Source organism: Azospirillum sp. 11R-A (assembly GCF_049472615.1).
Taxonomy (GTDB): domain Bacteria; phylum Pseudomonadota; class Alphaproteobacteria; order Azospirillales; family Azospirillaceae; genus Azospirillum; species Azospirillum palustre.
This window is the reverse complement of the sequence record NZ_JBCEBL010000038.1, coordinates 1-21,579: the sequence shown is the minus strand read 5'-3', so window position 1 is coordinate 21,579 and position 21,579 is coordinate 1. Positions and strand designations below refer to the sequence as shown.

Genomic DNA, 21,579 nt, shown 5'->3' with positions numbered 1-21,579 from the left:
GAGCGACGCGTGTTCGGCCAAGGCGGCGTCGATGATGTCGCCGTTTCGATCCACACCCCCGCGTAGGGGGCGACCGACCCTGGAACTCCTGGGCCAGATGACCGGCAAGGTTTCGATCCACGCCCCCACGCGGGGAGCGACTCAGTGAGTCGCGGCATTGGCTTCACGCCACTCCTTGTTTCGATCCACGCCCCCGCGTGGGGGGCGACCCGATGGCGCAGGCGGTCGAGGACATCGCCACGCTGAAGTTTCGATCCACACCCCCGCGCGGGGGGCGACTGCCGCTCAGGCCGATGTGGTCAAGGCACCTGCCTGTTTCGATCCACGCCCCCGCGCGGGGAGCGACTTAAGTGTACTGATTATTACTCACTCAGGAAAATGTTTCGATCCACGCTCCCGCGCGGGGAGCGACCGTCTCATTGCTCATGATTTCGACGTCCTTGCGGTGTTTCGATCCACGCTCCCGCGCGGGGAGCGGCCGCTTCACGTCCCACTCAAGCAGGACTTTGCCCTTGTTTCGATCCACGCTCCCGCGCGGGGAGCGACCCTTGGCGATCTGCTCACGCAGCGGGCAGAAACGGTTTCGATCCACGCTCCCGCGCGGGGAGCGACGACGAGCGTCGGCCGCATCGCTGCGCGGGCCGGCGTTTCGATCCACGCTCCCGCGCGGGGAGCGACCCGCGCCACATCCGCCCCCGCGTCCTCATGCTGGAGTTTCGATCCACGCTCCCGCGCGGGGAGCGACCAAGCCGGCGAACACGTCGCCGGGCGGGGAGTGCAGTTTCGATCCACGCTCCCGCGCGGGGAGCGACTGCCGGGGCCGTGACTGTCACCTATACCGACCTGTTTCGATCCACGCTCCCGCGCGGGGAGCGACGCGAAGATACTCCGGCCGGGGGTGGCGCTATTGATGTTTCGATCCACGCTCCCGCGCGGGGAGCGACCCCTCGATTCCGACTGACGGTACCGGTCAGGACGGTGTTTCGATCCACGCTCCCGCGCGGGGAGCGACGTGGAGCCCTTCCGGCTATGGCAACACGATGCTGTTTCGATCCACGCTCCCGCGCGGGGAGCGACCCTGCATCTGGCGCGCACCGTCGAAGAGCAGGTGTTTCGATCCACGCTCCCGCGCGGGGAGCGACTGGAAAATCGTCAACTAAAACATGAAAGGCTAATGTTTCGATCCACGCTCCCGCGCGGGGAGCGACGCGAGCTGGTCATCTGTCCAGGCGCCCGTCAGGCTGTTTCGATCCACGCTCCCGCGCGGGGAGCGACCGGCCGCGGTCCTTCAAGGCGCGGTCGACGAGGTGTTTCGATCCACGCTCCCGCGCGGGGAGCGACCACAACATGACCGTTCAGGCTATAACTCCCGTGATGGTTTCGATCCACGCTCCCGCGCGGGGAGCGACAGTTTCCGCCGGAAGAGCGCAAGGCCAAGGGATGGGTTTCGATCCACGCTCCCGCGCGGGGAGCGACACTTTCTTCAAGTGCTGCTGTACGCCGCATGAGAAGTTTCGATCCACGCTCCCGCGCGGGGAGCGACTCACTCATGCGGACAGACGTTTCGTCCTCAAAGTGTTTCGATCCACGCTCCCGCGCGGGGAGCGACCGGCGCACGGCAACATCGCGACAATAGTACGAAAGTTTCGATCCACGCTCCCGCGCGGGGAGCGACGGCCAGCTATGGATCGTCCATCCGCATCAACTACCCGTTTCGATCCACGCTCCCGCGCGGGGAGCGACGTTCCGCAAAACCGTTTACAGCGTAATTCTTCTGTTTCGATCCACGCTCCCGCGCGGGGAGCGACGCCCAAACGGGATGAGCGTCTTGGCCGCGTCGATGCTGTTTCGATCCACGCTCCCGCGCGGGGAGCGACCTTCTGGACGTAGGCGCACTTCTGCATGACCTCGTGTTTCGATCCACGCTCCCGCGCGGGGAGCGACCGCCACCAAGCATGGCGATGGGCTGGAATGGTCTGTTTCGATCCACGCTCCCGCGCGGGGAGCGACTCGAGAAGCGCGACCCTGAGACGCGCCAGCCGAGTTTCGATCCACGCTCCCGCGCGGGGAGCGACGGATGCCAGCCAGCACCAAGCGCCGCCTAGAGGTTTCGATCCACGCTCCCGCGCGGGGAGCGACGACGCAGACGAAGGGCTAAAGGCGGAGGGCGGCGGTTTCGATCCACGCTCCCGCGCGGGGAGCGACGACCGCTTAAGCGCAAGCGTGTCGGAAAGCTGCGTGTTTCGATCCACGCTCCCGCGCGGGGAGCGACGCGCGCGGAAGCTGCCAGGGCGCAAGTCCCCGGCATGTTTCGATCCACGCTCCCGCGCGGGGAGCGACGGGCTTGGTACAGCCGCCACCCGGTAAACGGGATGTTTCGATCCACGCTCCCGCGCGGGGAGCGACCCCCCGCCCTTCCGAGCGGGGGTTGTCGTCTTGGGTGTTTCGATCCACGCTCCCGCGCGGGGAGCGACATGATCTGGACTTGCAAATGGCCTTTCTGCACCAGTTTCGATCCACGCTCCCGCGCGGGGAGCGACATACGCCACCGTCCGCAAGCTGCATGCCAAGGGCGTTTCGATCCACGCTCCCGCGCGGGGAGCGACATCGGCAGATCGGGGCTGAGTTCGGCGTGAGCCCGTTTCGATCCACGCTCCCGCGCGGGGAGCGACCATCGTTGAATTGATCATCTGCCCATAGCAGGAAGCGTTTCGATCCACGCTCCCGCGCGGGGAGCGACTGTTCGGCTCCATCCTTAAGGGCATGCGCGACAACAGGTTTCGATCCACGCTCCCGCGCGGGGAGCGACGCGCTGACCTGGACTTCATGCTCAAGCCGAAAAACGCGTTTCGATCCACGCTCCCGCGCGGGGAGCGACTCCACGATCAACATTCCGGCCTGGGGTACGGAGTTGTTTCGATCCACGCTCCCGCGCGGGGAGCGACAAGCGTCCGAGGTTGCGGTGCTTTCTGTTGACCTGTTTCGATCCACGCTCCCGCGCGGGGAGCGACCACCGCTGTATCCGGTATCGTGGAAGGCTTTGACTGTTTCGATCCACGCTCCCGCGCGGGGAGCGACAAGTTACCTACTAAGGAAGAGTGGCTATCGCTCGCGTTTCGATCCACGCTCCCGCGCGGGGAGCGACACCAGTGCTTAGCCACAACAGCCACGCCCAGCAGGTTTCGATCCACGCTCCCGCGCGGGGAGCGACCGGGAGTTGGTGGGCAGAGCCACGCGGACGCCCTTGTTTCGATCCACGCTCCCGCGCGGGGAGCGACGCACTTGCCGGTTTCGGCCTCCCAGGCAATCAGGTTTCGATCCACGCTCCCGCGCGGGGAGCGACTCTGCGCCGCCATGTCAGCCGAGACCTGACGGCGGTTTCGATCCACGCTCCCGCGCGGGGAGCGACCTACGCGTGGCGAGGCAGAGCCGGAGCGGGCCAAAGTTTCGATCCACGCTCCCGCGCGGGGAGCGACTCATCATCTGTCGGCACCAATTAGAACAAATTGGGTTTCGATCCACGCTCCCGCGCGGGGAGCGACCGAAGTGCTTCACCAAGCGCAGGATGTGCTTCACTGTTTCGATCCACGCTCCCGCGCGGGGAGCGACCGCACGCACGGCGGCCCCACCGTGACGGCGGAGATGTTTCGATCCACGCTCCCGCGCGGGGAGCGACGGACGCCGACGCGGTGATGTTCGTGTTCCGAGAGGTTTCGATCCACGCTCCCGCGCGGGGAGCGACCTCCCTGCAATCGGTGTATCGCGGCCAAACCGTGAGTTTCGATCCACGCTCCCGCGCGGGGAGCGACCTTAACGGCGGCGACCTTCTCGTACATCTGGCGGGGTTTCGATCCACGCTCCCGCGCGGGGAGCGACAGCGCATCGCCAAGGCCGCCTCGTTCCCGGCCGGTTTCGATCCACGCTCCCGCGCGGGGAGCGACCCTGACCATGCCGACACCCCAAGAACTCCGGGCTGTTTCGATCCACGCTCCCGCGCGGGGAGCGACCTTCGCAGGCGGCTACGATCTCTTCGGTTGCGATGTTTCGATCCACGCTCCCGCGCGGGGAGCGACCCTGACGCTGGTCGCCCCCTGGATGGTCCAGCAGTTTCGATCCACGCTCCCGCGCGGGGAGCGACCGCTGGGGGTGTACTGCACGGTCTCTCCGGCATCGGTTTCGATCCACGCTCCCGCGCGGGGAGCGACTGGTAGTTGGTCTGCACCATCGACACGTTCGACTTGTTTCGATCCACGCTCCCGCGCGGGGAGCGACGCACCACGTCGGGATGGCTATAGAGGAAATCCATGTTTCGATCCACGCTCCCGCGCGGGGAGCGACAACCGATGCCATCACCAACAGCCCACGCTTCAAGGTTTCGATCCACGCTCCCGCGCGGGGAGCGACCGCCATGCGAGCGCGGACGATGAAGATTGACACGGTTTCGATCCACGCTCCCGCGCGGGGAGCGACGGAGCGCGGCGGTCATCATTGGGTAATGACCTTGTTTCGATCCACGCTCCCGCGCGGGGAGCGACTGGCAGTCAATATCCACTTGTCCAAGCACCCAAAATCTCCGGTCGAGCGCGAATCAGTTCGCGCGCGCCGTTCGGTCGGGCGTCGATCACAATGCCATCGAAGCTAACCCATTGAAAGCGTTCCGCTGCGAACCTCCCAGGAGTTTCCTGTCCGCTTCAGGTTCGCGCACGCTCAGAACACCAGCGTTCCGTCTAGGTCCAATGCGGGTTTGGCACCGACATGTTCAATGCGACGGCTAGCATTGGCGCCAAGATGGTAGAAGCGCAGGCTGTCTGTGCTCTGGTCGATTTCACCGAGCAGCCGGGCACGCAATGCGGTCCATTGTGCCGGATCGACCTCGCATTCGAATACGGAAAACTGAACGCGCTGACCGAAATCCCGGCATGCCTTCGCAACCCGGCGCAATCGGCGGCGACCGGCCGCGTCCTGGGTGTTTACGTCGTAGGTGATCAGCATCAGCATGGCCGGTCATTTCCATAGAAACGGCGGGTAGCCGTCAAGGTCACCGCGCAGATGGCGGGCCAGCAGTTGCGCCTGGATGTGCGGGACCAAGCCAAGGCTGACTTTCTCGTTCAGGAACGGATGGGTGATCTCATCCTTCTTGCGTTCCTGATAGGCGGCAAGGACGGCCTTGCGGGAGTCGTCGCGCAGCAGGACGGCACCGCCTTCAATGAAGGTAAAATCCTTCGGTCCGATCTGCTGCCGGTTGATCAGCGTCAGAACCACCCGGTCAGCCAGCACAGGGCGGAACTCCTCCATCAGGTCGAGGGCGAGGCCGGCACGGCCGGGACGGTCGCGATGCAGGAAGCCGACCTGCGGATCCAGACCAACGGATTCCAGCGCCGAGCGGCAGTCGTGCCCGACCATAGCGTATAAAAAGGACAGCAGGGCGTTGCAGGCGTCCAGCGGCGGACGGCGGCTGCGACCGCGGAACCGGAAGGCGTCGTTGTCGCGACGGATCAAATGGTCGAATGAGCCGAAATAGGCGTTCGCGGCGTCCCCCTCGTGTCCACGCGCGATGTCGATATTCCCCGCCTCCATCACCCGACGCGCCACATCTCCCAGGCGGCGCTGAGCGTCGTCCAATCCCGCGCGGCCGGACTCCACCATCGAAGACCCATGGTCCCGCAGCGCGCGACGCAGCACCGCACGCTGGTTCGCCACCTTAGCCGTCACGATGGCGCGGACGATGACGAGCCCGGCGTCCGGATCGTCGGCCACCCGATACTGACGGCGGCGCAGCAACACATTGCCACTGCACGGCCCCTCCACCCGCGCCAGGAATTTGCCATGCTCGGTCAGGAAGGAGACCGTCACTCCGGCTTCGGCGCAGGCCCCCATCAGCGGCGGCGACATGCCGACCCGTCCGAAGCAGACGATACCGCCCATCATGTGCATGGGCACGCGGCCGATTTCCCGCCGCTCCACCTCCACCACGATGTTGGCGCCATCCTTGGACAGCCACGCGCCTTCGGTGGTGACGAACATCGTATTCAAATGCTGGCGCATGGGATCAGGAGTCTCCCCGGTCGGTTTCTCCACGGTCATCGGGTGGCATTGCGTCCTCGCCGTCTTCCAAGTGCCGGGCGAGCCAGTCGGCCACCGGCGGCGGACGGCCCAGCCGGCGCGGCCGGCAAAGCTCGATCATCGAACAGTTGCGGCATTTGGCCGCCTCGTACACCGGCGGCGGAGTGCGGCCGGACTCCATCATGGCGCGAACGGCGGTCGCCGTCCGTTCGGTCAACCCCCGCAACTCGTCATCGAGCCGGACCACGACACGCCGCCGGTTCTCTCCATAGAAGAGAGCCCCCTCGGCAATGTTCGTGTGGAACATCTCTTCCAGACAGATGGCCTGGGCGCAGAGCTGGACCTCGTCCGCCCGGTGGGCCTTGGGCCGGCCGCGCTTGTACTCGACCGGGTAAGGCCGCTGCTCGGGACCATGCAACTCGACCAGATCGGCAACACCGGCAAGACCGAGTCGCCGCGACCGCAATGGCATCGACCGCACCGTGCGGACGGTGCCGCGCCTGTCCCGGCCCCCCGCATCCACCGCGTCATGAAGCAGCCGGCCTTCGATGGTGGAGGCGTTCTCCTGCCACTGCCGCTCGACATGAATCAGGGCGCATTGGCGGGGACAGAACAGTTGGTGCTGCAACGCCGACAGGGGAAGAAGATCATCGTCGTCCATACCGCGCCTCCTTCCCCGGCTGGCTGCCCGTTTCGTTCAGAACTTCTCGATCATCGTCACCCCGGTCGGCACGCGGGCCGCATCCAGGGCGATCCGGTAATCGGCGAAGCGCCGGGCTGGCGGCAGGTTGCCGGTGCCGGGGCCGTCCAGCTCGTAATCCTCGCCCTGGAAGTGCCGCTTCACGCTGACCAAGTCGAATAGTCGGTGGGCGGGAGCGTTGCCGAGCGCGCTGTCATGGCGGAACAGGACCAGCTTGCGGCCGGCCATCTCGCCGCGGGCGGCCGAGCGGTCATGGTCGAACATCCCCTCCAGCGCGGTCCACAGAAGGTCCAGGTCATCCTCGTCGAAGCCGGTCCCCTCCGCCAGCTTGGCGGAGATGTAGCCATGGCAGCGATACAGGCCGTAGGGGACGACATGCTTGCGCCCCATGGTGCGGTTGTCGCGGCGCCCGTCGTCCGCCGGATCCCCGTCCTTGCGCTCCTTCGCCTCCTTTTCCGACGTGGCGGCCATCCGGGTGATCGAAATCTCCAGCGGCAGGATCGGCTCCACCGAATGGGCAAAGGACAGCTGAACCGGCCCACGCACCTGCCCGCAGTTGATGCTGGTGCTCATCACCGCGCCGAAACTGCGGACGTCGAAGAAGTTGTCGCACATGAACTGCCGGACGGCCTTTTCCTCCGACTCCTTGGGCGACAGCTTCTTCGCGCTCTCGACATCCTTGTCGTCCGGACGGACGGCCCGGTAGGCGGCGCGGTGCTTTTCGTTCAGGATCGCCCCTTCCTGGACATAGATGCCGAAGCGCGGCTCGCCGTCACGGCTGAGCGCGGCGAAGTTGCGGATCTTCCGCTTCAGACAGACATCGGTCACCAGACCCTTGTTGGTTTCCGGGTCGAGCCGCGGCAGGTTGCCGGCGTCGGGATCGCCGTTCGGGTTGCCGTTGGTGACGTCGAACAGATAAACGAACTCATAGCGGTTTTGGATCGCGGACATGGCTCAATCCTCGGAAACGGCTTGTTCAGTGGCGTCGGACCGGTCGGTGGACGCGGCGGCCTTGCCGGCATAGCGCTGGTGGTAGTAGCCGATGGCGAACCGCCCCTGATCCTCGATGCGCAGCGAGCGCGGGAAGCCGCTTTCCAGGCCGCCGAGGATCTGGCCGATTTCCCCCTCGAACCAGCCGCCGAGCCGGGGCTTGTCTCCTTTGCGCAGCACCGCCAGATGGTGGTTGCTGTTGCGCAGCAGCATCGGGAAGACGCTGGCCGGGGTGGCCGACGCAGCGCCGAAATAGCGGTCGCGGATGCTGGCGTTCACATCCCCCAGGGCCGCCCGCTGGGCACCCTCCAGCACGGCGAACAGGCGGCCCAGCCGGTAGGCCGGGTTCGCCTCGTCTCGGTTCAGGCTCACGGGTATCTCCTCCGTCTTCTTCGTTCCCAGGCGGGAGTCGCGGTTCAGGCAGGCCCGGCAGATCGCGGCCTTGACGCCGTTCACCGGGTCGCCGGCCCGCATGCGGGTGATGACCGCCGCCAGCAGGCTGCGGGGATAGCGGCCGCCGGTCAGGATGGCGCGCATCACCTCCCCGGCCAGTTGCGGCGCGATGTTCTCGGTCTTGCCCAGCGGGGCGGTCTCGCGCAGCAGCATCCAGACCGCCGGCGCGGTGCGCCAGGGCGTGGGATCAATCCGCAGATCCTCCCAATGGCGCCCGACGCGTTCGGCGATGGCCGCGAAGCTGTCCTCCAGCCAGAAACGCACCGACAGCCGGGCGATGTTCGGCGACAGGCCGAGCACGTAGAAGCGTGTCCGTTCGTCCAATTCCGGCGCAATCTCCCGCACCGGTCGCCCTTGGCTGACCGGAAGCAGGGCGTTGCGGATCGCCTGCGCCTCGTCGGCATCCTCGGCCGGCGGTGGACTGAGCAAGTCGTGGAAGAGTACCTCCGCCTTCTTGGCGGACTCCTCGCCGCCGGAGGCATCGGCCCAGAACACCGTGGTCGCATCGCCGATCACCAGCCGGTTGCCGCTGCCCCTTGCCAGCAGCGCGTTCAGGGCTGCGCCGTACCCGAAGGCCGCCGCCTCCGACACCGGCGCGTTCAGCCCCTGCTCCTTGCCGTAGGAAGTGAAGGCGTCGTTGTTGAAGGAGACGATGGAGGCTCCGGAACTCTGCGCGTCCATCACCCCCTTGATCGCCGGGTGCAGGCGGGCGATCGGCTGGCGCGTTCCCGTTACCAGGCAGATTCCTTCGCCCCCGGCACCCTCGGCCACCGCGCGCTCCCAGATGCGCCGGGCGGCGGGACGGTCGTGCAGGAAGCGCGGCTCTCCCCGATCATTCCGGTCGCCGTCGAGCATGAACATGAAGTTCTGGTCGAGCATGGCGTCTGTGAAACCGCAGGCGTCGAAGCGATCCGCTGCCCAGACATCGAGGAAACGCAGCAGGGCGACCAACCCGGCATCCTCGGTTCCGGCCAGCAGCCGACGGTGCAACTCCTGGAAGGCTGCATGGTTGGCCGGATGGGCCACCCGCTGCCGGGTCGCCTTGTCCAGCCCAAGGCCGAGCACGAACTTCCCGTTGTCCCACAGGAAGAAGGAGCGCGGCGTTGTCCCTGGACGCTTGAAGGATTGCGGCACTGCCGTTGGGCGCGGTTCCGCCTTCTTCCCCGACAGGCTCTGCCAGGGCAGGATCTCCACCGGCTCGCCATCGGGCGACAGGACGATGATGTGGGCGATCCGCTCCGTCGAATAGCCGAAGGGCGGCACCTCGCCACGGTCGGCAAGGCGGCCATAATAGCCGTTGAGCGCGGCGAGGACGGTCATGACCGCACCTCCACCGAGTTCAGCGGCGGCACCGCCATCATGCCTTCCCGTAGCGCCGCCCGGAAGAACAGCGAAGTCATGTCGTTCGCATGGTCAATGTCGAGTAGCATCCACCCGAGGTCGCGATCACGCTGATCCGCCGGCAGTTCCGACACCGGTGCGGTACCATCCTCCAGCAGAGCGAAATTCGCCGGGAACTCCCGCACGCCCAGGCAGGGCTGCTGGAAGCATTGTCCGCTGGCTGCCCGGCGGTTGAACATCGACAGATGCTTGGCCTCGCTGTCGCCCGGTCCAGCGCGCTCCGTCAGTTCGAAATGGGCGTGGATGACATAGGCGACGTCGACCAGCAGGGTGGCGGCGCGCTGCTGCCGGTTCTCTTCCGCCACCATGCGCAGGTCCTGCACCTCGCCGGCCTTCATTGCTTTGCGCACCGCTACGGTCGGCACGCGCGTCCCGACCTCATTGCGGCGGATCGACTGAAAGCGGATCGGCTTCAGCACCTCGATGGCGTCGATGGCCCAGCGGATTGCCGGCTTCCAATGGATTGCCTCCAGGATGCCGCGCGCCGCCGACGGCGTCATGACGTCGTAGGACACTCGCTCGACCTTCATTTCCGGCCGGGTGAAGCAAGCGCGGTCGCCCCACACGTGAAGTTTCACGCCGTAGGCCATGGTTCTCCCTCAAAAAATGTTGGTTTCGAACCGCCGGAAGGTCGGGTCCTCCCAATCCAGCCCGACGTCGGGGTGGTAGAGGTCGTCGTTGACCAGTGCGACGAATTGATCGCCGAATTCGCCACTCCGGATGCACTCCGCCGCCCCAGCCTTCAGCAATCCGGCACGAGCCGAACGGGGAACCTGGACCAGGTAGGGCTGTAAAGCGCGGGCAATCCCCCCAGTCTTGTCCGCCGGAGCGTGGCGCAGGGCGTCGAGCAGGCGCGGGACGGCGTCCGGCTCACCGGCAGGACGATAGGGTACGATCACCGGCACCAGCAGCGACTCGATGATCCGGAACGCCTTCGCAATGTCGGCAAAGGGGAAGTCGTGCCTACGCCGATGGAGGCGCAAAGCGTTCAGGATGCCGCGGATCGCGGCCGTTCCCTCCCCCACCATGGCGGAGTCCAGATCCTCGTCACCGCGCAGCCAATAAACCTGCTGGAAATAGGCACGCAGGGTATCAAGAGCGAGCGGGTCGTCGTGGGCGCGAAGAACGCTGGCGGCGGTTCGGGCGAACAGGGCCAACTCTGCCGGGGGCCGGTGACCTTCGTTCTCAGGGCTATCGAAGACGAAGACTCGGCCCAATTCCGGCAACTCGCCGTTCCGGTTGCAGCGGCCTGCTGCCTGCGCGATGGAATCGAGCCCGGCCATCGCCCGGTAGACGGCGGGAAAGCTGAAATCCACCCCAGCCTCGACCAGGGACGTCGAAACCAGCCGGACGGTCTTGCCGTCCTTGATGTCCTGACGGATGGCCGTCAACTCCGCCCGCCGGTGTTTGGCACACAGGCAGGTGGACAGATGTCGCGCGCCCTCGGTCACCGCGATCCGCCTGTGAAGGTCGCGCGCGTGCCGGCGGCTGTTGACGATGCACAAGGCTTGTGGCTCGCTCAGCAACCGGTCGGCAAGGGCTTCGTCGGACAGCGGTTCGGCGATTGCGCTGACCGTCACTCGTTTCAAGCGGCGGTATAACGCCGGTGGATCGGGAGCCAGCTCCCGCACCTTGTCCAGGCCGTTCCTGAAGCCGGCCTCCGTCGTCACCGCCGGCTGGGTCGCGGTGCACAGCACCACCGAACTGCGATAGCCGCGCGCCAACTCGCGCAGAGCCTCCAGGCAAGGCCGCAGCACCTTCAGCGGCAAGGTCTGCGCCTCGTCCAGGATCACGACCGATCCGGCAATGGCATGCAGCTTCCGGCATGCTGAAGGGCGGTTGGAGAACAGGCTTTCGAAGAACTGCACCGCGGTGGTGACGACCACCGGCCGGTCCCAGTTTTCGGCAGCGAGCCTCAGTTTTCGGGCGCCGTCTCTGCCTTCGTCGTCACCTTCATTGCCGGGGGCGCCTCCATCCGCCGGCCCGAAATCGAAGCCGCTGTGATGTTCGAGCACGGCGTCATCGCTGCCCAGCGCGTCGCGGAAGATCGCTGCCGTCTGTTCGACCACGGAGGTGAAGGGGATCACATAGATGACCCGCCGCAACCCATGCCGGACCGCATGGTCCAGGGCGAAGGCCAGCGACGACAGGGTCTTGCCGCCACCGGTCGGCACCGTCAGCGAGAACAATCCTGGCTCGTCGTCTGCTCTCGCCCGAACCGATGCCAGCACCTCAGCGCGCAAACTATCGACCGCACCAGTGCGCCCATCAAATCGGGCCAGATGCGCGTTTAGCCGGTCACGAAGATTGGCGACCGTGAGCGTGCATCCCCGCTCGACCGGCTCATCAAGCAGATCGGCATAAAACCGCTCCGTCTCCAACCGATCGGCATCGACGAGACAGGAAAAGAGCATGCGAATGAGGAAAGCGGCTGAGAACTCGTGCGTGAACCCCTCGGACAGCACCGGCGCGGCCAGAGCGACCTCCGGCGGTGCAATATCAAGGTATGGTGTCAGACAACTCTCCGGCAGGGGGGTAGCGGCCCCGGCTGCTAGCCGATCTTTCAGCGACGATAACCCACCGCCAGCAATGTCCCCGTTCGCCAGTCCGGCATGATGGCCGGCGATCCCATAGGCCATCATTCGGCCGAACGGCAATGGGTATTTGCGCTCGCCGATGACAGCACCGGCGGTCGAATGGTCGACGCTCGGCCCTTGACCGCGGATATAGGATTGAAAAGCATCCCGCGCCTTGCCGATGTCGTGGAGCGCCCCCATGGCCCGTGCAAGCTCTTGGCCACCGAACGCGGCTGCAAGCCTCCCCGCCCGATCGGCGACATTGGTCAGGTGAGCCGCCAAGGGCTCCCACAGCTTTTCATCCCTTCCGGAAACAGAATGCGCATAGATCATTGCACTCATAACGTCATTCGCGATCCATTTCCCCGTCAGGGTTGTCATTGTGCGATACAAAATATGCTTTAGCAATGCCTACGGCGAAGCGCCTCCCTTTTTGAGAAAGTTGCTAATTGCTTTGCACACTTAGATCGCTGCCATTTGGAAGGGCAAGCGATGGGTCAGTTCCGACCATCTCACCGATAACCAATCGGGCACAACCGGTACCCAGCGCCAAGAATAGGCACCTTAATGCATCTGGGAGCCCACCGTGTCCGCCATCAGCTTGCTCGACAAACACCTCCTTCTGGAAGCAGTAGCCTGCGATCCTGCCCGCAGCCGTATCGAAATTGGCATTGTCGCCTGCATTCTCCATTGCCTCGATAATAATACTGGCCTCGCTCGCGTTGGATTCGAGCGCCTTTCCGAACGAACTGGCGCCAGCAGGAGCGGTGTCCAGCGAGGAGTCAAAAACTTGGAGCGCGCTGGTGTCTTGCCGGTTCACAGGCGCGGTGGATCGAACAAGGAGGGCGATCGCATGGCGAATGTTTACCACCCGAATTTGTCCTATCGCCCTGCCCATCTTCAAAGCACGACCGGTGTGAATGTGGTTATTGGCCGCATCGGCAGCACGGACGCGACCAGTAGCGCGGACGCCTTCGACCAGGAGCGCCGGCGCGTTGGACTGGTAGCGTCCACGCTCCCCCTTCCCTCTTCTCTCCCCGGGTTTAACCCCGGGGGAGAGGAAGAAGGGGTTACCCCACCGCCGCCCGGCGCCGTCACCGCCGTTGGCGGCGCCGTCGACGGCGGGGTAACGATCAAGGTCCAAGATCACGCAGACCGCTTTGACGAGTTCTGGTCAGTCTGTCCCAAGCGGGAAAAGCGGCAGGAAACCATAGAAGTTTACCGCGAGGTATTGGCTTCTGGTGCCGCGACGCCGTGTGTGTTGATCGCCGCCATGCAGCGATATGCGGTCGCCAAGGCCCACCTTACCGACTCGAAGTACCTCAAGTTCCCGCACAACTGGCTGCGCGGGGAATGCTGGCTTGAGGATCCTCAACCGCCGAAGGCAAAGCCAGTGAAATCACGCCGGTCGTCAACTGAGAAGCAGACCGAGTGTGTCCGTAAGGTGGCTATCTCGGAAGATAAAAAGCAGCCCATTAAGAAGAAGCCCAACAATCCCGAAGTGACAAGGAGGCGCCCGCCCGTAAATAGCCAAAACTCCGATCAAATCGTGAATGCCTCTGCGCCCCTGAAGCCGAAAGCTCACAAACGTATCCATCAACCTGGAAATATCATGGAGCACCATACCTTCGGCCCTGTTGAGGTTCTCGATGGCTGGACGGAAGACGGGTATGTAGAAGTCAAAGTACTAGAAACAAACATAACCCGAATGGTTTTTCAGGGTTACCTTGGAAAAATTATCAGGCCAAGCTGGGCAAAGTAGAGCTAATGTTCATAAAACATGTAATTATTGGAAATACAAAAATCTAAGAACAGTTCTTTCTGATTTCAACGACAACTGCGAGTTGCTTTACAGCAATTTCTAGATCCTCGTTCGACAATTGTCGAACGAGGATCTTGAGGTTGCCTTCCAGGACAAACCGCCTGTCGCTTACCTTTTGCTCAACATCTTCAAAGAATTTCTGTATCGGGACGTCAAGATGCCGACCGAGTTGCTCCAGCGTCTCGATTGTCGGAAAGGTGCGGCCTCGTTCGATGTTGGACACTGCCTCGACCGTCCGGCCGACTAGATCCGCCAACGCTTCTTGGGTAAGGCCGCGGGCCACCCGCGCCTCCTTGACCCTTAACCCGACACGCTGCTTCAAGCTCAATGACATAAGCCGGATCATTACGCCGTTCTGACACCTTGACCACGGCCTAACAGTTCGGTATTTCTTCCAAAAGACGAACCATTGGATCGGCATGAGCCAATGCGAGCCGACAGCCGTATCAGCAGGGGACGTTTCCCCATCAGAAGAACACACATCAGCTGCGCCGACGGGTCTGGCCCGCGGCCCCGCCGGTTACGCCGCTTACCTCGCCAGTCCTCAATGGCGCGCTCTGCGGCGTGATGCATTCGCCCGCGATGGCGGGCGGTGCGTCCTGTGTAACGCGACAGACCAGCTGGAAGGGCACCACCGCGTTTACCCGCCCGGCGGCGACTGGGCCAGGGATCGCCTGGAAGCCGTGACGACGCTGTGCGCGCCCTGCCACGAGACTGTGACCAGCATGCTGCGCGGTCGCCGCTACGCCACGGCCACGGTCAACCTCCCTGACACCAAGCCAAGCCGCCCCCGTCCGCGGCTGGAGGCCCCCGATGTATCAGCCCTTGAGCTTCCAGATCACCGGCGTCTCACCCCTTCTGATGCACAACGGCCGGCTGGCCGATCCGCTCGACCCGCTGGTCAAGGACATCAAGAAGCTGAGCAGCAAGCGGCCGAAGACGGAAGCCGACCTGGAGAGGATGGCCAAGCTTGAGTTCCTCGGCTCGCTGTATCTGCATGGCGGCGAACCCTGTCTCCCCGGCGAGTTGATCGAGGCGGCGCTGATCGAGGGCGCCAAACGCAAACGCCGCGGGCCGTTGGCCAAAGCCGGCATCCTGTGTGACGGCAACATCCCGCTTCAATATGACGGTCCCCGCGAACCGGAAGCATTATGGGATGATGGCCGCTTCCGCTTTCGCACCGGCGTCCGGGTCGAGCGCCTGCGGGTGATGCGGGTCCGGCCGCGCTTCGACGACTGGAGTGCTGCGGTCACCATCCAGTTCATGCCATCGCTGCTGAGCGAGGATGACGTCCGGGACATCATCCGCACCACCGGCGAGGTGGTCGGCCTCGGAGATTGGCGCCCCAAATTCGGGCGCTTCACGGTGCATTGAGGGGCCGACCGGCGCCTCGATGCGACCTTGGCGTGGCACGGATCGGCGTGGCATGGCAAGGCTGGGCATGGCAGGGGAAGGGCGGCGTCAGCCGCCCTTCATGCCGCCGGATGGTCCCGGTATGATCCGACGCGACACGGCGACGTCGTCCCCCTTCGGCATCACAGCGATACCCATTATGACGGAACAGGCACCTCCGCCGACGGAAATGCAGGATGAGCCATGGCGGCCGTTGTTCGATGCTGTCGTCAATCGGCTGCAGTTGTCCGATCCCAGCAGGATTGCGGCATGGCGCCATTACGTCGAGCAACTTCCGGCCCTGGCAGCCTCCCACGCAGTCCTTGACCAGACGCCCGCCCCCAGCGCCACCCGCGACCGAATGAAGCGCATCATGGCGGCCTGCGACGCCCTGCTGGAGGCCATCCAGGACGACACACCGCAGGATGGGCGCCTCCGTCCTGTCCCGCAGCTCCTGTGGGGCTTGGCCGCGCAACTGACGCCGGATGACCCCAACGCCACCATCATCGATGGGCAGGCAGACCACGCGCTTGAGGACGCCTTCAGCGGCGTGCTGATGCTACGGGCTGCGGCCGAACTGGTGCGGGGTGCCGAAGCGGACCGCGTCGCCTCCGGCGTCGGTGGAACGCGCCACAAGGCCGCAGCCGGCTACCACATGACTTTCGACTTCCTGCTGGACGTCTATGAGGCGATCAGCGACCGGCCGCCCGGCACCTCCTGGGACGACATGAGCGGAGCAGCCGGCGGGCCGCTGGTCGACTTCCTCCAGCTCTGCCTGGAGGCGCTGGGCTACACGCCGACCAAGAACGCCCTGCGCACCGCAGTGAAGCGCGCCATCAAAGCCCGGCGAACCGACCCGACCAAATCAGCTGCGCCGCAAAGCTGATCTGGCCCTTTCGGCACAAGAGTCCAGCTTTGGCACGAAGAGGGCATGACCCACCATGTCCTCTCCTCCGACACCGCCCCCTGCACCCCTCCTGAGTCCGAGGCCGCGGTCGAGCGCCTGCGTGCGCTGGCGCGCCTGCTGGGTCGCATGGCGGCGCGGGAGTACCTGGCGGCTTCGGGCGAGGCGACGCAGCCCCAGAAGCCGGAATGAGCAAGCCCCCCTCCCGTCCCCCCGCCCTGCTGACCATCCCTGACGTCGCTGACCGCCTGCAGGTCAGCATCAAGACCGTCCGCCGCTGGATCGTGTCGGGCGACCTGCCCACCGTCCGGCTCGGCCGTCAGATCCGCATCCAGCCGAAGGACCTCGACATCTTCCTGCGGTAGCGCTGGACCAGCTGACCACCACTGTCCACCCTTGTCCAGTAATGGCAAGGCTTTAGACGAACATCGGGAAGAGGTCTCCCTCGTATTTTCGAACCAAAAGCGTGCTACGTCTTCCCAATCCGGACTTCCTGTCCACTCCTGTCTTCCCGAGGCCATGGATGACCATCGCCACCACTTCCCAGCTTCCGCTCAGCCCGTCTGCGGTGCTTGATATGCCGCCGGTGCGCTCCCTGGCCGACCTGCTGACGCGCGTCCTGGCCGACCCCGCCCTACCGCCGCGGCGCGCTCGGGACCATGCCTCCTCCTTGCGCCGTTTCGGCGGCATCGTCGGACGCGACCTCGCCGCCATCCCCGCCAGCTTCGATGCCCTGCGCCCGCTGATCGCCTCCGTCCATCCGGCGGCCCACGGCCTGTCGCTCAAGCGCTGGCAGAACATCCGCTCCGCCGTCGGCACCCTGCTGCGCCGCTACGGTTCCGCCGCGGTCCACCGGCGCCTCGCCTGTCACCTGCCGGAGCCCTGGTACAGCCTCCGCGCGGTGGTCACCGACCCGGCGATGCAGCGCGGTCTCGCCCGCTTCCTGCGGTACTGCGTCGACCACGGCATCGCGCCGGACGCCGTATCGGATACCACCTTCTCCGCCTTTGCCGCCTCGTTGACGACCGGCACCCTCGTCGCCAAGCCGCAGCGGGTCGAGCGGATGGCCCGCCAGCAATGGAACCGGGCCGCCGCCCTCCCCGGCTGGCCGGTCACACTGGTGCCGGTCACCAGTAACCGGGACGACTACCAGCTGCCGTTGGACCGCCTCCCGCCGTCATTTGCCACCGATCTGGAGGCGTGGCTGCGGCGGTTGTCCGGCGCCGATCCGCTGGACGAGTTCGGCCCGGCCCGCCCGTTGCGCCCCAGCTCGCTGAAGACTGCCCGCGGCCATGTGCTGCGTTTCGCTGCCGCCCTCGTCCATGCCGGTGAGGAACCCCGGACCTTGACCACGCTGGCGGCGCTGGTGGTGCCGGAACGCTTCAAGGCCGCCCTGCTGTGGCTGATGACCCGCCGGGGCGGCGCCAGCCCCGGCGTGATCGAACAGGCGAAGTGCCTGCTCGCCGTCGCCCGCCACTGGGTTCAGGTGCCGAAGACCGAACTGGAGCGGCTGAACAAGCTGGTCGCCAAGCTCGGCAACCGGCGCAAGGGCATGACCGACAAAAATCGCGCCCGCCTGCGCGCCTTCGACGACCCCAAGCACCTGCTGGCCCTGCTCACCTTGCCGGAGCGGTTGATGGACAAGGCCGACCGCGTGGCGGTGCCCAGCCGCCGCGACGCCCTGATGGCGCAGACCGCCGTGGCGGTGCAGATTCTGCTGCTGGTGCCGTTGCGCCGCCTCAACCTGCTGCGCCTGGACGTCCATCGCCATCTCTGCCGCAGCCGCTCCGGCCGTCACGCCGTCGTTCATCTCGTCATCCCGGCGGAAGAGACCAAGACCAGCCAGCCAATCGAGGCGGTGCTGCCGGAGCCGCTGGTGCGGATGATCGACCACTTCATGACGCGCTACTGCCCGCTGCTGACGTCGGACACCGGCGGCCTGCTGTTCCCCGGACGCGACGGCGGCTGCAAGCACATCACCGCTTTGACGGCGCAGATCGAGCGGGCGGTGCGCGACCACACCGGCCTCACGGTCAATCCCCACCTGTTCCGCCACCTCGCCGGCAAGCTCAGCCAGCAGTTCGATCCCGGCAATTACGAGATGTCGCGCCAGCTCCTCGGTCATCGTTCCACCGACACCACGGTGACCTACTACACCGGACAGGACACTGCCGCCGCGGTCGCCCGCTATGACGCCAACATCCTGGAGCGCGCCCGCTCGCTTCGCAGCCACGTCGTGGGGCGCTGAGGGGATGAGCAAGACCTCCGTGATGATCGACCGCCGCAGCCTGCCGGTCAGCGCTTGGCCCGAGCAGGACCGCGCCTTGTGGCAAGTCGCCTGCGAAGCCGGCGGACCGCTGGACGACGCCGGTGCCGCCGCCGATTGGGCGCCGGCCACCCGTCGCAGCCGCGCCGCCAACTACGGCCGCTGGCTCACCTTCCTCGACCAACAGGGTCTGCTGACACCGGATGCCGCCCCTGGCGATCGCGTGACGGCGGACGTGGTACGCCGCTACATCGACGCGCTTCGTCCGACCCTGGCGCCGCTGTCCTTGTGGACCACCATCGACCAGCTCGCCGCGATCATGCCGGCCCTGGCCTTCCACGCCGATTGGGGATGGCTGCGCCGCACCGCCGGCCGCCTGAAGCGGGGCGCCGTCAACCAGAAGCCGATCGCGCCGCGCATCCGCAACGCCGCCGACCTCTACCAACGCGCCCTCTCCGCCCTCGCCGGGATCGACGACAAGCCCGAATCCCGGCCGTTCGCCCATGCCACCGCCTTCCGCGACGCCCTGATGATTGCCCTGACGGTCGCCCGGCCAATCCGCCGCCGCACGTTGGCCTGTTTGCGGGTGGGCCAGCATCTCCGGCCGACCTCTGACGGCTTCCTGATCCAGCTGGAACGCGAGGACCTCAAATACGGCGGTCCGATGAGCTTCCCGCTGCCGGCCAGCTTGGTGCCCCACATGGCGCACTATCTCGACCATCACCGGCCGCAGCTGCTGCAAGGCCACGCCGATGATGCCCTGTGGATCACCCGCGAGGGGCGGCCGATGACCCTCAACGGCGTCTCCAGCCGCTTCGAGCGCGCAACCCCGGCCATCCTCGGCGAACGGATCAACCCGCACCTGCTCCGCCATTGCGCCGCAACGAGCATCGCCCTCGACGACCCGCAGGGCGCCCGGCTGACGGCGGCGCTGCTCGGCCACAGCACGCTGCGGACCAGCGAGCGCCACTACACGATGGCCAAGGGGCTGGAGGCCAGCCGCCGCTATCAAGCCACCCTCACCGACCACATCTCCCGCCTGCGCCGCACCGTCCGCGGCGAGCGCCCGTAGGATACCCAATCATGCGTGCCGTCATCTACGCCCGCTACTCCAGCGACCAGCAACGCGAAGCCTCAATCGCCGACCAGATCGAGGTCTGTCGGCGCTATGCCGAGCGCCAGGGCTGGACGATCGTTGACCACTACAGCGATGCCGCCCTCAGCGGCCCCAGCCGTCATCGTCCGGCTTTCCAGAAGCTGCTGCGTGAGGCCGGACAGCGCCGCTTCGACATCGTGCTGTGTGAGGCGATTGATCGCCTCGGCCGCCGTCTCGCCGACACTGCCGACCTTCAGGACCGCCTCGCCTTCCACGGCGTCCGGCTATTCACCCCGCAGCTCGGCGAAATCACCACCATTCATGTCGCGGTCATGGGCATGATGGCGCAGGTCGCCTTGAAAGACCTGGCGGACAAGACCCGCCGCGGCCAGCTCGGTCGCGCCATGGCTGGTCGGATGCCGGGCGGCAAGGCCTTCGGCTATGATGTGCTGGAGGGTGACACCGAGGGGCGCGGCAAGCGGCAGATCAACCCGGCGGAAGCCGCGGTCGTCCAGCGCATCTTCCGCCTGTTCGCCGATGGCGTCAGCCCGCGCGCCATCGCCAAGCGCCTCAACGCCGACGGCGTGCCCGGTCCGGAGGGCCGGCTCTGGCAGGACACCACCATCCGCGGTCAGGTCGAGCGCGGCACCAGCATCCTCAACAACGCGATCTATGCCGGCCGGCTGGAATGGAACCGCTGCTCCTACGTCAAGGACCCGGAAACCGGCAAGCGGGTCGCGCGGCCCAATCCGCCCGAAGCGTGGGAGGTGGTGGAGGTGCCGGAGTTACGCATCGTCGATACCGCGCTGTGGGAGCGGGTGAAGGCCCGGCAGGCATCGATCGGCTTCACCATGGGGCGGGACGACCAGGGCAACGCCCTGAACCGGGCGCACCGCCGCAAGTTCCTGCTGTCGGGGCTGCTGACCTGCGGGTGCTGCGGCGGCGGTTACACCATCATGGCCAAGGACCGCTATGGCTGCGCCAGTCACCGGAACAAGGGCACCTGCAGCAACGATCGCACCATCAGCCGCTTCGACATCGAACGGCGGGTCCTCACGGGTCTGAAGGAGCGCCTGCTGGCGCCGGAACTGGTTCAGGAGTTCGTGGACAGCTTCCGTGCCGGCGTCGAAGCGGCAACGGCCGACCGCGAAGCCAACCGCCGCACGCGCGAGCGCGAGTTGGCGGCTGTCGAGCGCAAGATCGCCGGCATCCTCAAGGCGATCGAGGACGGGCTGTATCACGAGTCGATGAAGGAGCGCCTGACCAGCCTGGAAGCGGACAAAGCGCAGCTGCTCGCCGCAGCCGAGGAGCCCGACGCCGACTTGCCGACGATCCTGCTGCACCCCCAGCTGGCGGACCTCTACCGCCGCAAGGTGGAGGCGCTGGAGGCTGCTCTCGCTGTCGGCGAGGACAGCGCCGAGGCGATGGAGATGGTGCGCGTCATGATCGACCGCGTCGTCCTGACGCCCTCCCCGGCCGGGGCCGGGCTGAACGCCGACCTGCATGGCGAACTGGCCGGCGTGCTGGCGGTCTGCGAGGGCGCCGCTCAGATGCGCAAGGCCCAGACGCACGAACGCCCCGGCTCTTTCGAACCGGGGCGTCAAGTGTCGGTGGTTGCGGGGGCAGGATTTGAACCTGCGGCCTTCAGGTTATGAGCCTGACGAGCTACCGGGCTGCTCCACCCCGCGGATGTCTGTTCTGTGGGATGATGGATGTCGTAAAGATGCAAGCGTGCGCGCTTTGTGTAAGGAGCGTCTCATGTGCCTGAGCGACCTGGCGGCGACCTACTCTCCCACGTCTTAAGACGCAGTACCATTGGCGCGGAGGCTTTTCACGGCCGAGTTCGGGATGGGATCGGGTGTTTGACACCTCGCCATGACCACCAGGTCACCGAGGCACAAGACCGACGCATCGTT

General features: G+C 65.8%; 16 protein-coding genes, 1 tRNA gene, 1 rRNA gene and 1 CRISPR repeat array (1 of these 19 only partly in view). Of the genes, 8 read left to right on the top strand and 10 right to left on the bottom strand.

Features of this window, described 5'->3' with window-relative positions; genetic code table 11:
• Positions 1-4,535: direct repeats of the CRISPR family, unit length 32 nt; unit sequence GTTTCGATCCACGCTCCCGCGCGGGGAGCGAC; it reaches 225 nt to the left of the window's first position.
• A gap of 172 nt (positions 4,536-4,707) precedes the next feature.
• The 7 genes from cas2 to VH569_RS31890 are packed head-to-tail and all read right to left on the bottom strand — an operon-like array spanning position 4,708 to position 12,564.
• Positions 4,708-4,998 (bottom strand): CRISPR-associated endonuclease Cas2, encoded by a 291-nt coding sequence (gene cas2 / locus VH569_RS31920; protein ID WP_098734983.1) that lies wholly within the window; start codon positions 4,996-4,998, stop codon positions 4,708-4,710.
• A 6-nt stretch (positions 4,999-5,004) separates the two neighbouring features.
• Positions 5,005-6,045, bottom strand: a complete 1,041-nt coding sequence (cas1c, locus tag VH569_RS31915; RefSeq protein WP_423320967.1) for a type I-C CRISPR-associated endonuclease Cas1c — start codon at positions 6,043-6,045, stop codon at positions 5,005-5,007.
• A gap of 4 nt (positions 6,046-6,049) precedes the next feature.
• Positions 6,050-6,724, bottom strand: a complete 675-nt coding sequence (gene cas4, locus VH569_RS31910) for a CRISPR-associated protein Cas4 (protein WP_423320899.1) — start codon at positions 6,722-6,724, stop codon at positions 6,050-6,052.
• A 36-nt stretch (positions 6,725-6,760) separates the two neighbouring features.
• Positions 6,761-7,714, bottom strand: a complete 954-nt coding sequence (gene cas7c, locus VH569_RS31905; RefSeq protein ID WP_098734980.1) for a type I-C CRISPR-associated protein Cas7/Csd2 — start codon at positions 7,712-7,714, stop codon at positions 6,761-6,763.
• A gap of 3 nt (positions 7,715-7,717) precedes the next feature.
• Positions 7,718-9,526 carry a type I-C CRISPR-associated protein Cas8c/Csd1 gene (gene cas8c / locus VH569_RS31900; protein WP_423320897.1) on the bottom strand — a complete coding sequence of 603 codons (1,809 nt, stop codon included), beginning with the start codon at positions 9,524-9,526 and terminating at the stop codon, positions 7,718-7,720.
• Positions 9,523-10,197 carry a type I-C CRISPR-associated protein Cas5c gene (gene cas5c / locus VH569_RS31895; protein ID WP_423320895.1) on the bottom strand — a complete coding sequence of 225 codons (675 nt, stop codon included), beginning with the start codon at positions 10,195-10,197 and terminating at the stop codon, positions 9,523-9,525. The genes cas8c and cas5c overlap by 4 nt, the downstream gene beginning before the upstream one ends.
• A gap of 9 nt (positions 10,198-10,206) precedes the next feature.
• Positions 10,207-12,564 carry a CRISPR-associated endonuclease Cas3'' gene (locus VH569_RS31890; RefSeq protein WP_423320893.1) on the bottom strand — a complete coding sequence of 786 codons (2,358 nt, stop codon included), beginning with the start codon at positions 12,562-12,564 and terminating at the stop codon, positions 10,207-10,209.
• Between the two features lie 205 nt (positions 12,565-12,769).
• Between VH569_RS31890 and VH569_RS31885 the strand changes: the two genes are divergently transcribed.
• Positions 12,770-13,945 carry a hypothetical protein gene (locus VH569_RS31885; RefSeq protein ID WP_423320891.1) on the top strand — a complete coding sequence of 392 codons (1,176 nt, stop codon included), beginning with the start codon at positions 12,770-12,772 and terminating at the stop codon, positions 13,943-13,945.
• A 43-nt stretch (positions 13,946-13,988) separates the two neighbouring features.
• On the opposite strand, the gene VH569_RS31880 is transcribed toward VH569_RS31885, so the two are convergent.
• On the bottom strand, positions 13,989-14,339 hold the full coding sequence (locus VH569_RS31880; RefSeq protein WP_423320965.1) for a helix-turn-helix domain-containing protein: 351 nt from the start codon (positions 14,337-14,339) through the stop codon (positions 13,989-13,991).
• A gap of 479 nt (positions 14,340-14,818) precedes the next feature.
• Here VH569_RS31880 and VH569_RS31875 point away from each other — a divergent pair, with 479 nt between their 5' ends.
• From VH569_RS31875 to VH569_RS31845, 7 genes are all read left to right on the top strand, one after another.
• The gene (locus tag VH569_RS31875) at positions 14,819-15,379 is read left to right on the top strand and encodes a hypothetical protein (RefSeq protein ID WP_423320890.1); all 561 of its coding nucleotides are present in this window, start codon (positions 14,819-14,821) and stop codon (positions 15,377-15,379) included.
• Between the two features lie 391 nt (positions 15,380-15,770).
• Positions 15,771-16,283: a hypothetical protein gene (locus VH569_RS31870; protein ID WP_423320888.1), complete on the top strand. Its 513-nt coding sequence runs from the start codon at positions 15,771-15,773 to the stop codon at positions 16,281-16,283.
• Positions 16,284-16,328: 45 nt separating this feature from the next.
• Positions 16,329-16,493 carry a hypothetical protein gene (locus VH569_RS31865; RefSeq protein WP_377805896.1) on the top strand — a complete coding sequence of 55 codons (165 nt, stop codon included), beginning with the start codon at positions 16,329-16,331 and terminating at the stop codon, positions 16,491-16,493.
• Positions 16,490-16,666 carry a helix-turn-helix domain-containing protein gene (locus VH569_RS31860; RefSeq protein ID WP_423320885.1) on the top strand — a complete coding sequence of 59 codons (177 nt, stop codon included), beginning with the start codon at positions 16,490-16,492 and terminating at the stop codon, positions 16,664-16,666. The genes VH569_RS31865 and VH569_RS31860 overlap by 4 nt, the downstream gene beginning before the upstream one ends.
• Before the next feature lie 158 nt (positions 16,667-16,824).
• On the top strand, positions 16,825-18,549 hold the full coding sequence (locus VH569_RS31855) for a hypothetical protein (protein WP_423320884.1): 1,725 nt from the start codon (positions 16,825-16,827) through the stop codon (positions 18,547-18,549).
• 4 nt (positions 18,550-18,553) lie between these two features.
• Positions 18,554-19,639, top strand: a complete 1,086-nt coding sequence (locus VH569_RS31850; RefSeq protein ID WP_423320882.1) for a tyrosine-type recombinase/integrase — start codon at positions 18,554-18,556, stop codon at positions 19,637-19,639.
• Positions 19,640-19,650: 11 nt separating this feature from the next.
• Complete coding sequence (locus VH569_RS31845; protein WP_423320964.1) at positions 19,651-21,318, top strand: recombinase family protein; 1,668 nt, start codon at positions 19,651-19,653, stop codon at positions 21,316-21,318.
• Here VH569_RS31845 and VH569_RS31840 read toward each other — a convergent pair.
• Both VH569_RS31840 and rrf read right to left on the bottom strand, forming a co-directional pair.
• A tRNA-Met gene (locus VH569_RS31840) sits at positions 21,275-21,351 on the bottom strand. The two genes, VH569_RS31845 and VH569_RS31840, sit on opposite strands and share 44 nt — an antisense overlap.
• Positions 21,352-21,434: 83 nt before the next feature.
• A 5S ribosomal RNA gene (gene rrf, locus VH569_RS31835) occupies positions 21,435-21,550 on the bottom strand.
• Between the last annotated feature and the right edge of the window lie 29 nt (positions 21,551-21,579).

Coding starts and splice junctions, on each gene's coding strand:
- VH569_RS31880 (WP_423320965.1), bottom strand. CDS start 14,339: ATGTCATTGAGCTTGAAGCAGCGTGTCGGGTTAAGGGTCAAGGAGGCG.
- cas2 (WP_098734983.1), bottom strand. CDS start 4,998: ATGCTGATGCTGATCACCTACGACGTAAACACCCAGGACGCGGCCGGT.
- VH569_RS31845 (WP_423320964.1), top strand. CDS start 19,651: ATGCGTGCCGTCATCTACGCCCGCTACTCCAGCGACCAGCAACGCGAA.
- cas1c (WP_423320967.1), bottom strand. CDS start 6,045: ATGCGCCAGCATTTGAATACGATGTTCGTCACCACCGAAGGCGCGTGG.
- VH569_RS31865 (WP_377805896.1), top strand. CDS start 16,329: ATGACCCACCATGTCCTCTCCTCCGACACCGCCCCCTGCACCCCTCCT.
- cas5c (WP_423320895.1), bottom strand. CDS start 10,197: ATGGCCTACGGCGTGAAACTTCACGTGTGGGGCGACCGCGCTTGCTTC.
- cas8c (WP_423320897.1), bottom strand. CDS start 9,526: ATGACCGTCCTCGCCGCGCTCAACGGCTATTATGGCCGCCTTGCCGAC.
- cas7c (WP_098734980.1), bottom strand. CDS start 7,714: ATGTCCGCGATCCAAAACCGCTATGAGTTCGTTTATCTGTTCGACGTC.
- VH569_RS31850 (WP_423320882.1), top strand. CDS start 18,554: ATGAGCAAGACCTCCGTGATGATCGACCGCCGCAGCCTGCCGGTCAGC.
- VH569_RS31875 (WP_423320890.1), top strand. CDS start 14,819: ATGTATCAGCCCTTGAGCTTCCAGATCACCGGCGTCTCACCCCTTCTG.
- VH569_RS31855 (WP_423320884.1), top strand. CDS start 16,825: ATGACCATCGCCACCACTTCCCAGCTTCCGCTCAGCCCGTCTGCGGTG.
- VH569_RS31870 (WP_423320888.1), top strand. CDS start 15,771: ATGGCGGCCTGCGACGCCCTGCTGGAGGCCATCCAGGACGACACACCG.
- VH569_RS31890 (WP_423320893.1), bottom strand. CDS start 12,564: ATGACAACCCTGACGGGGAAATGGATCGCGAATGACGTTATGAGTGCA.
- VH569_RS31860 (WP_423320885.1), top strand. CDS start 16,490: ATGAGCAAGCCCCCCTCCCGTCCCCCCGCCCTGCTGACCATCCCTGAC.
- cas4 (WP_423320899.1), bottom strand. CDS start 6,724: ATGGACGACGATGATCTTCTTCCCCTGTCGGCGTTGCAGCACCAACTG.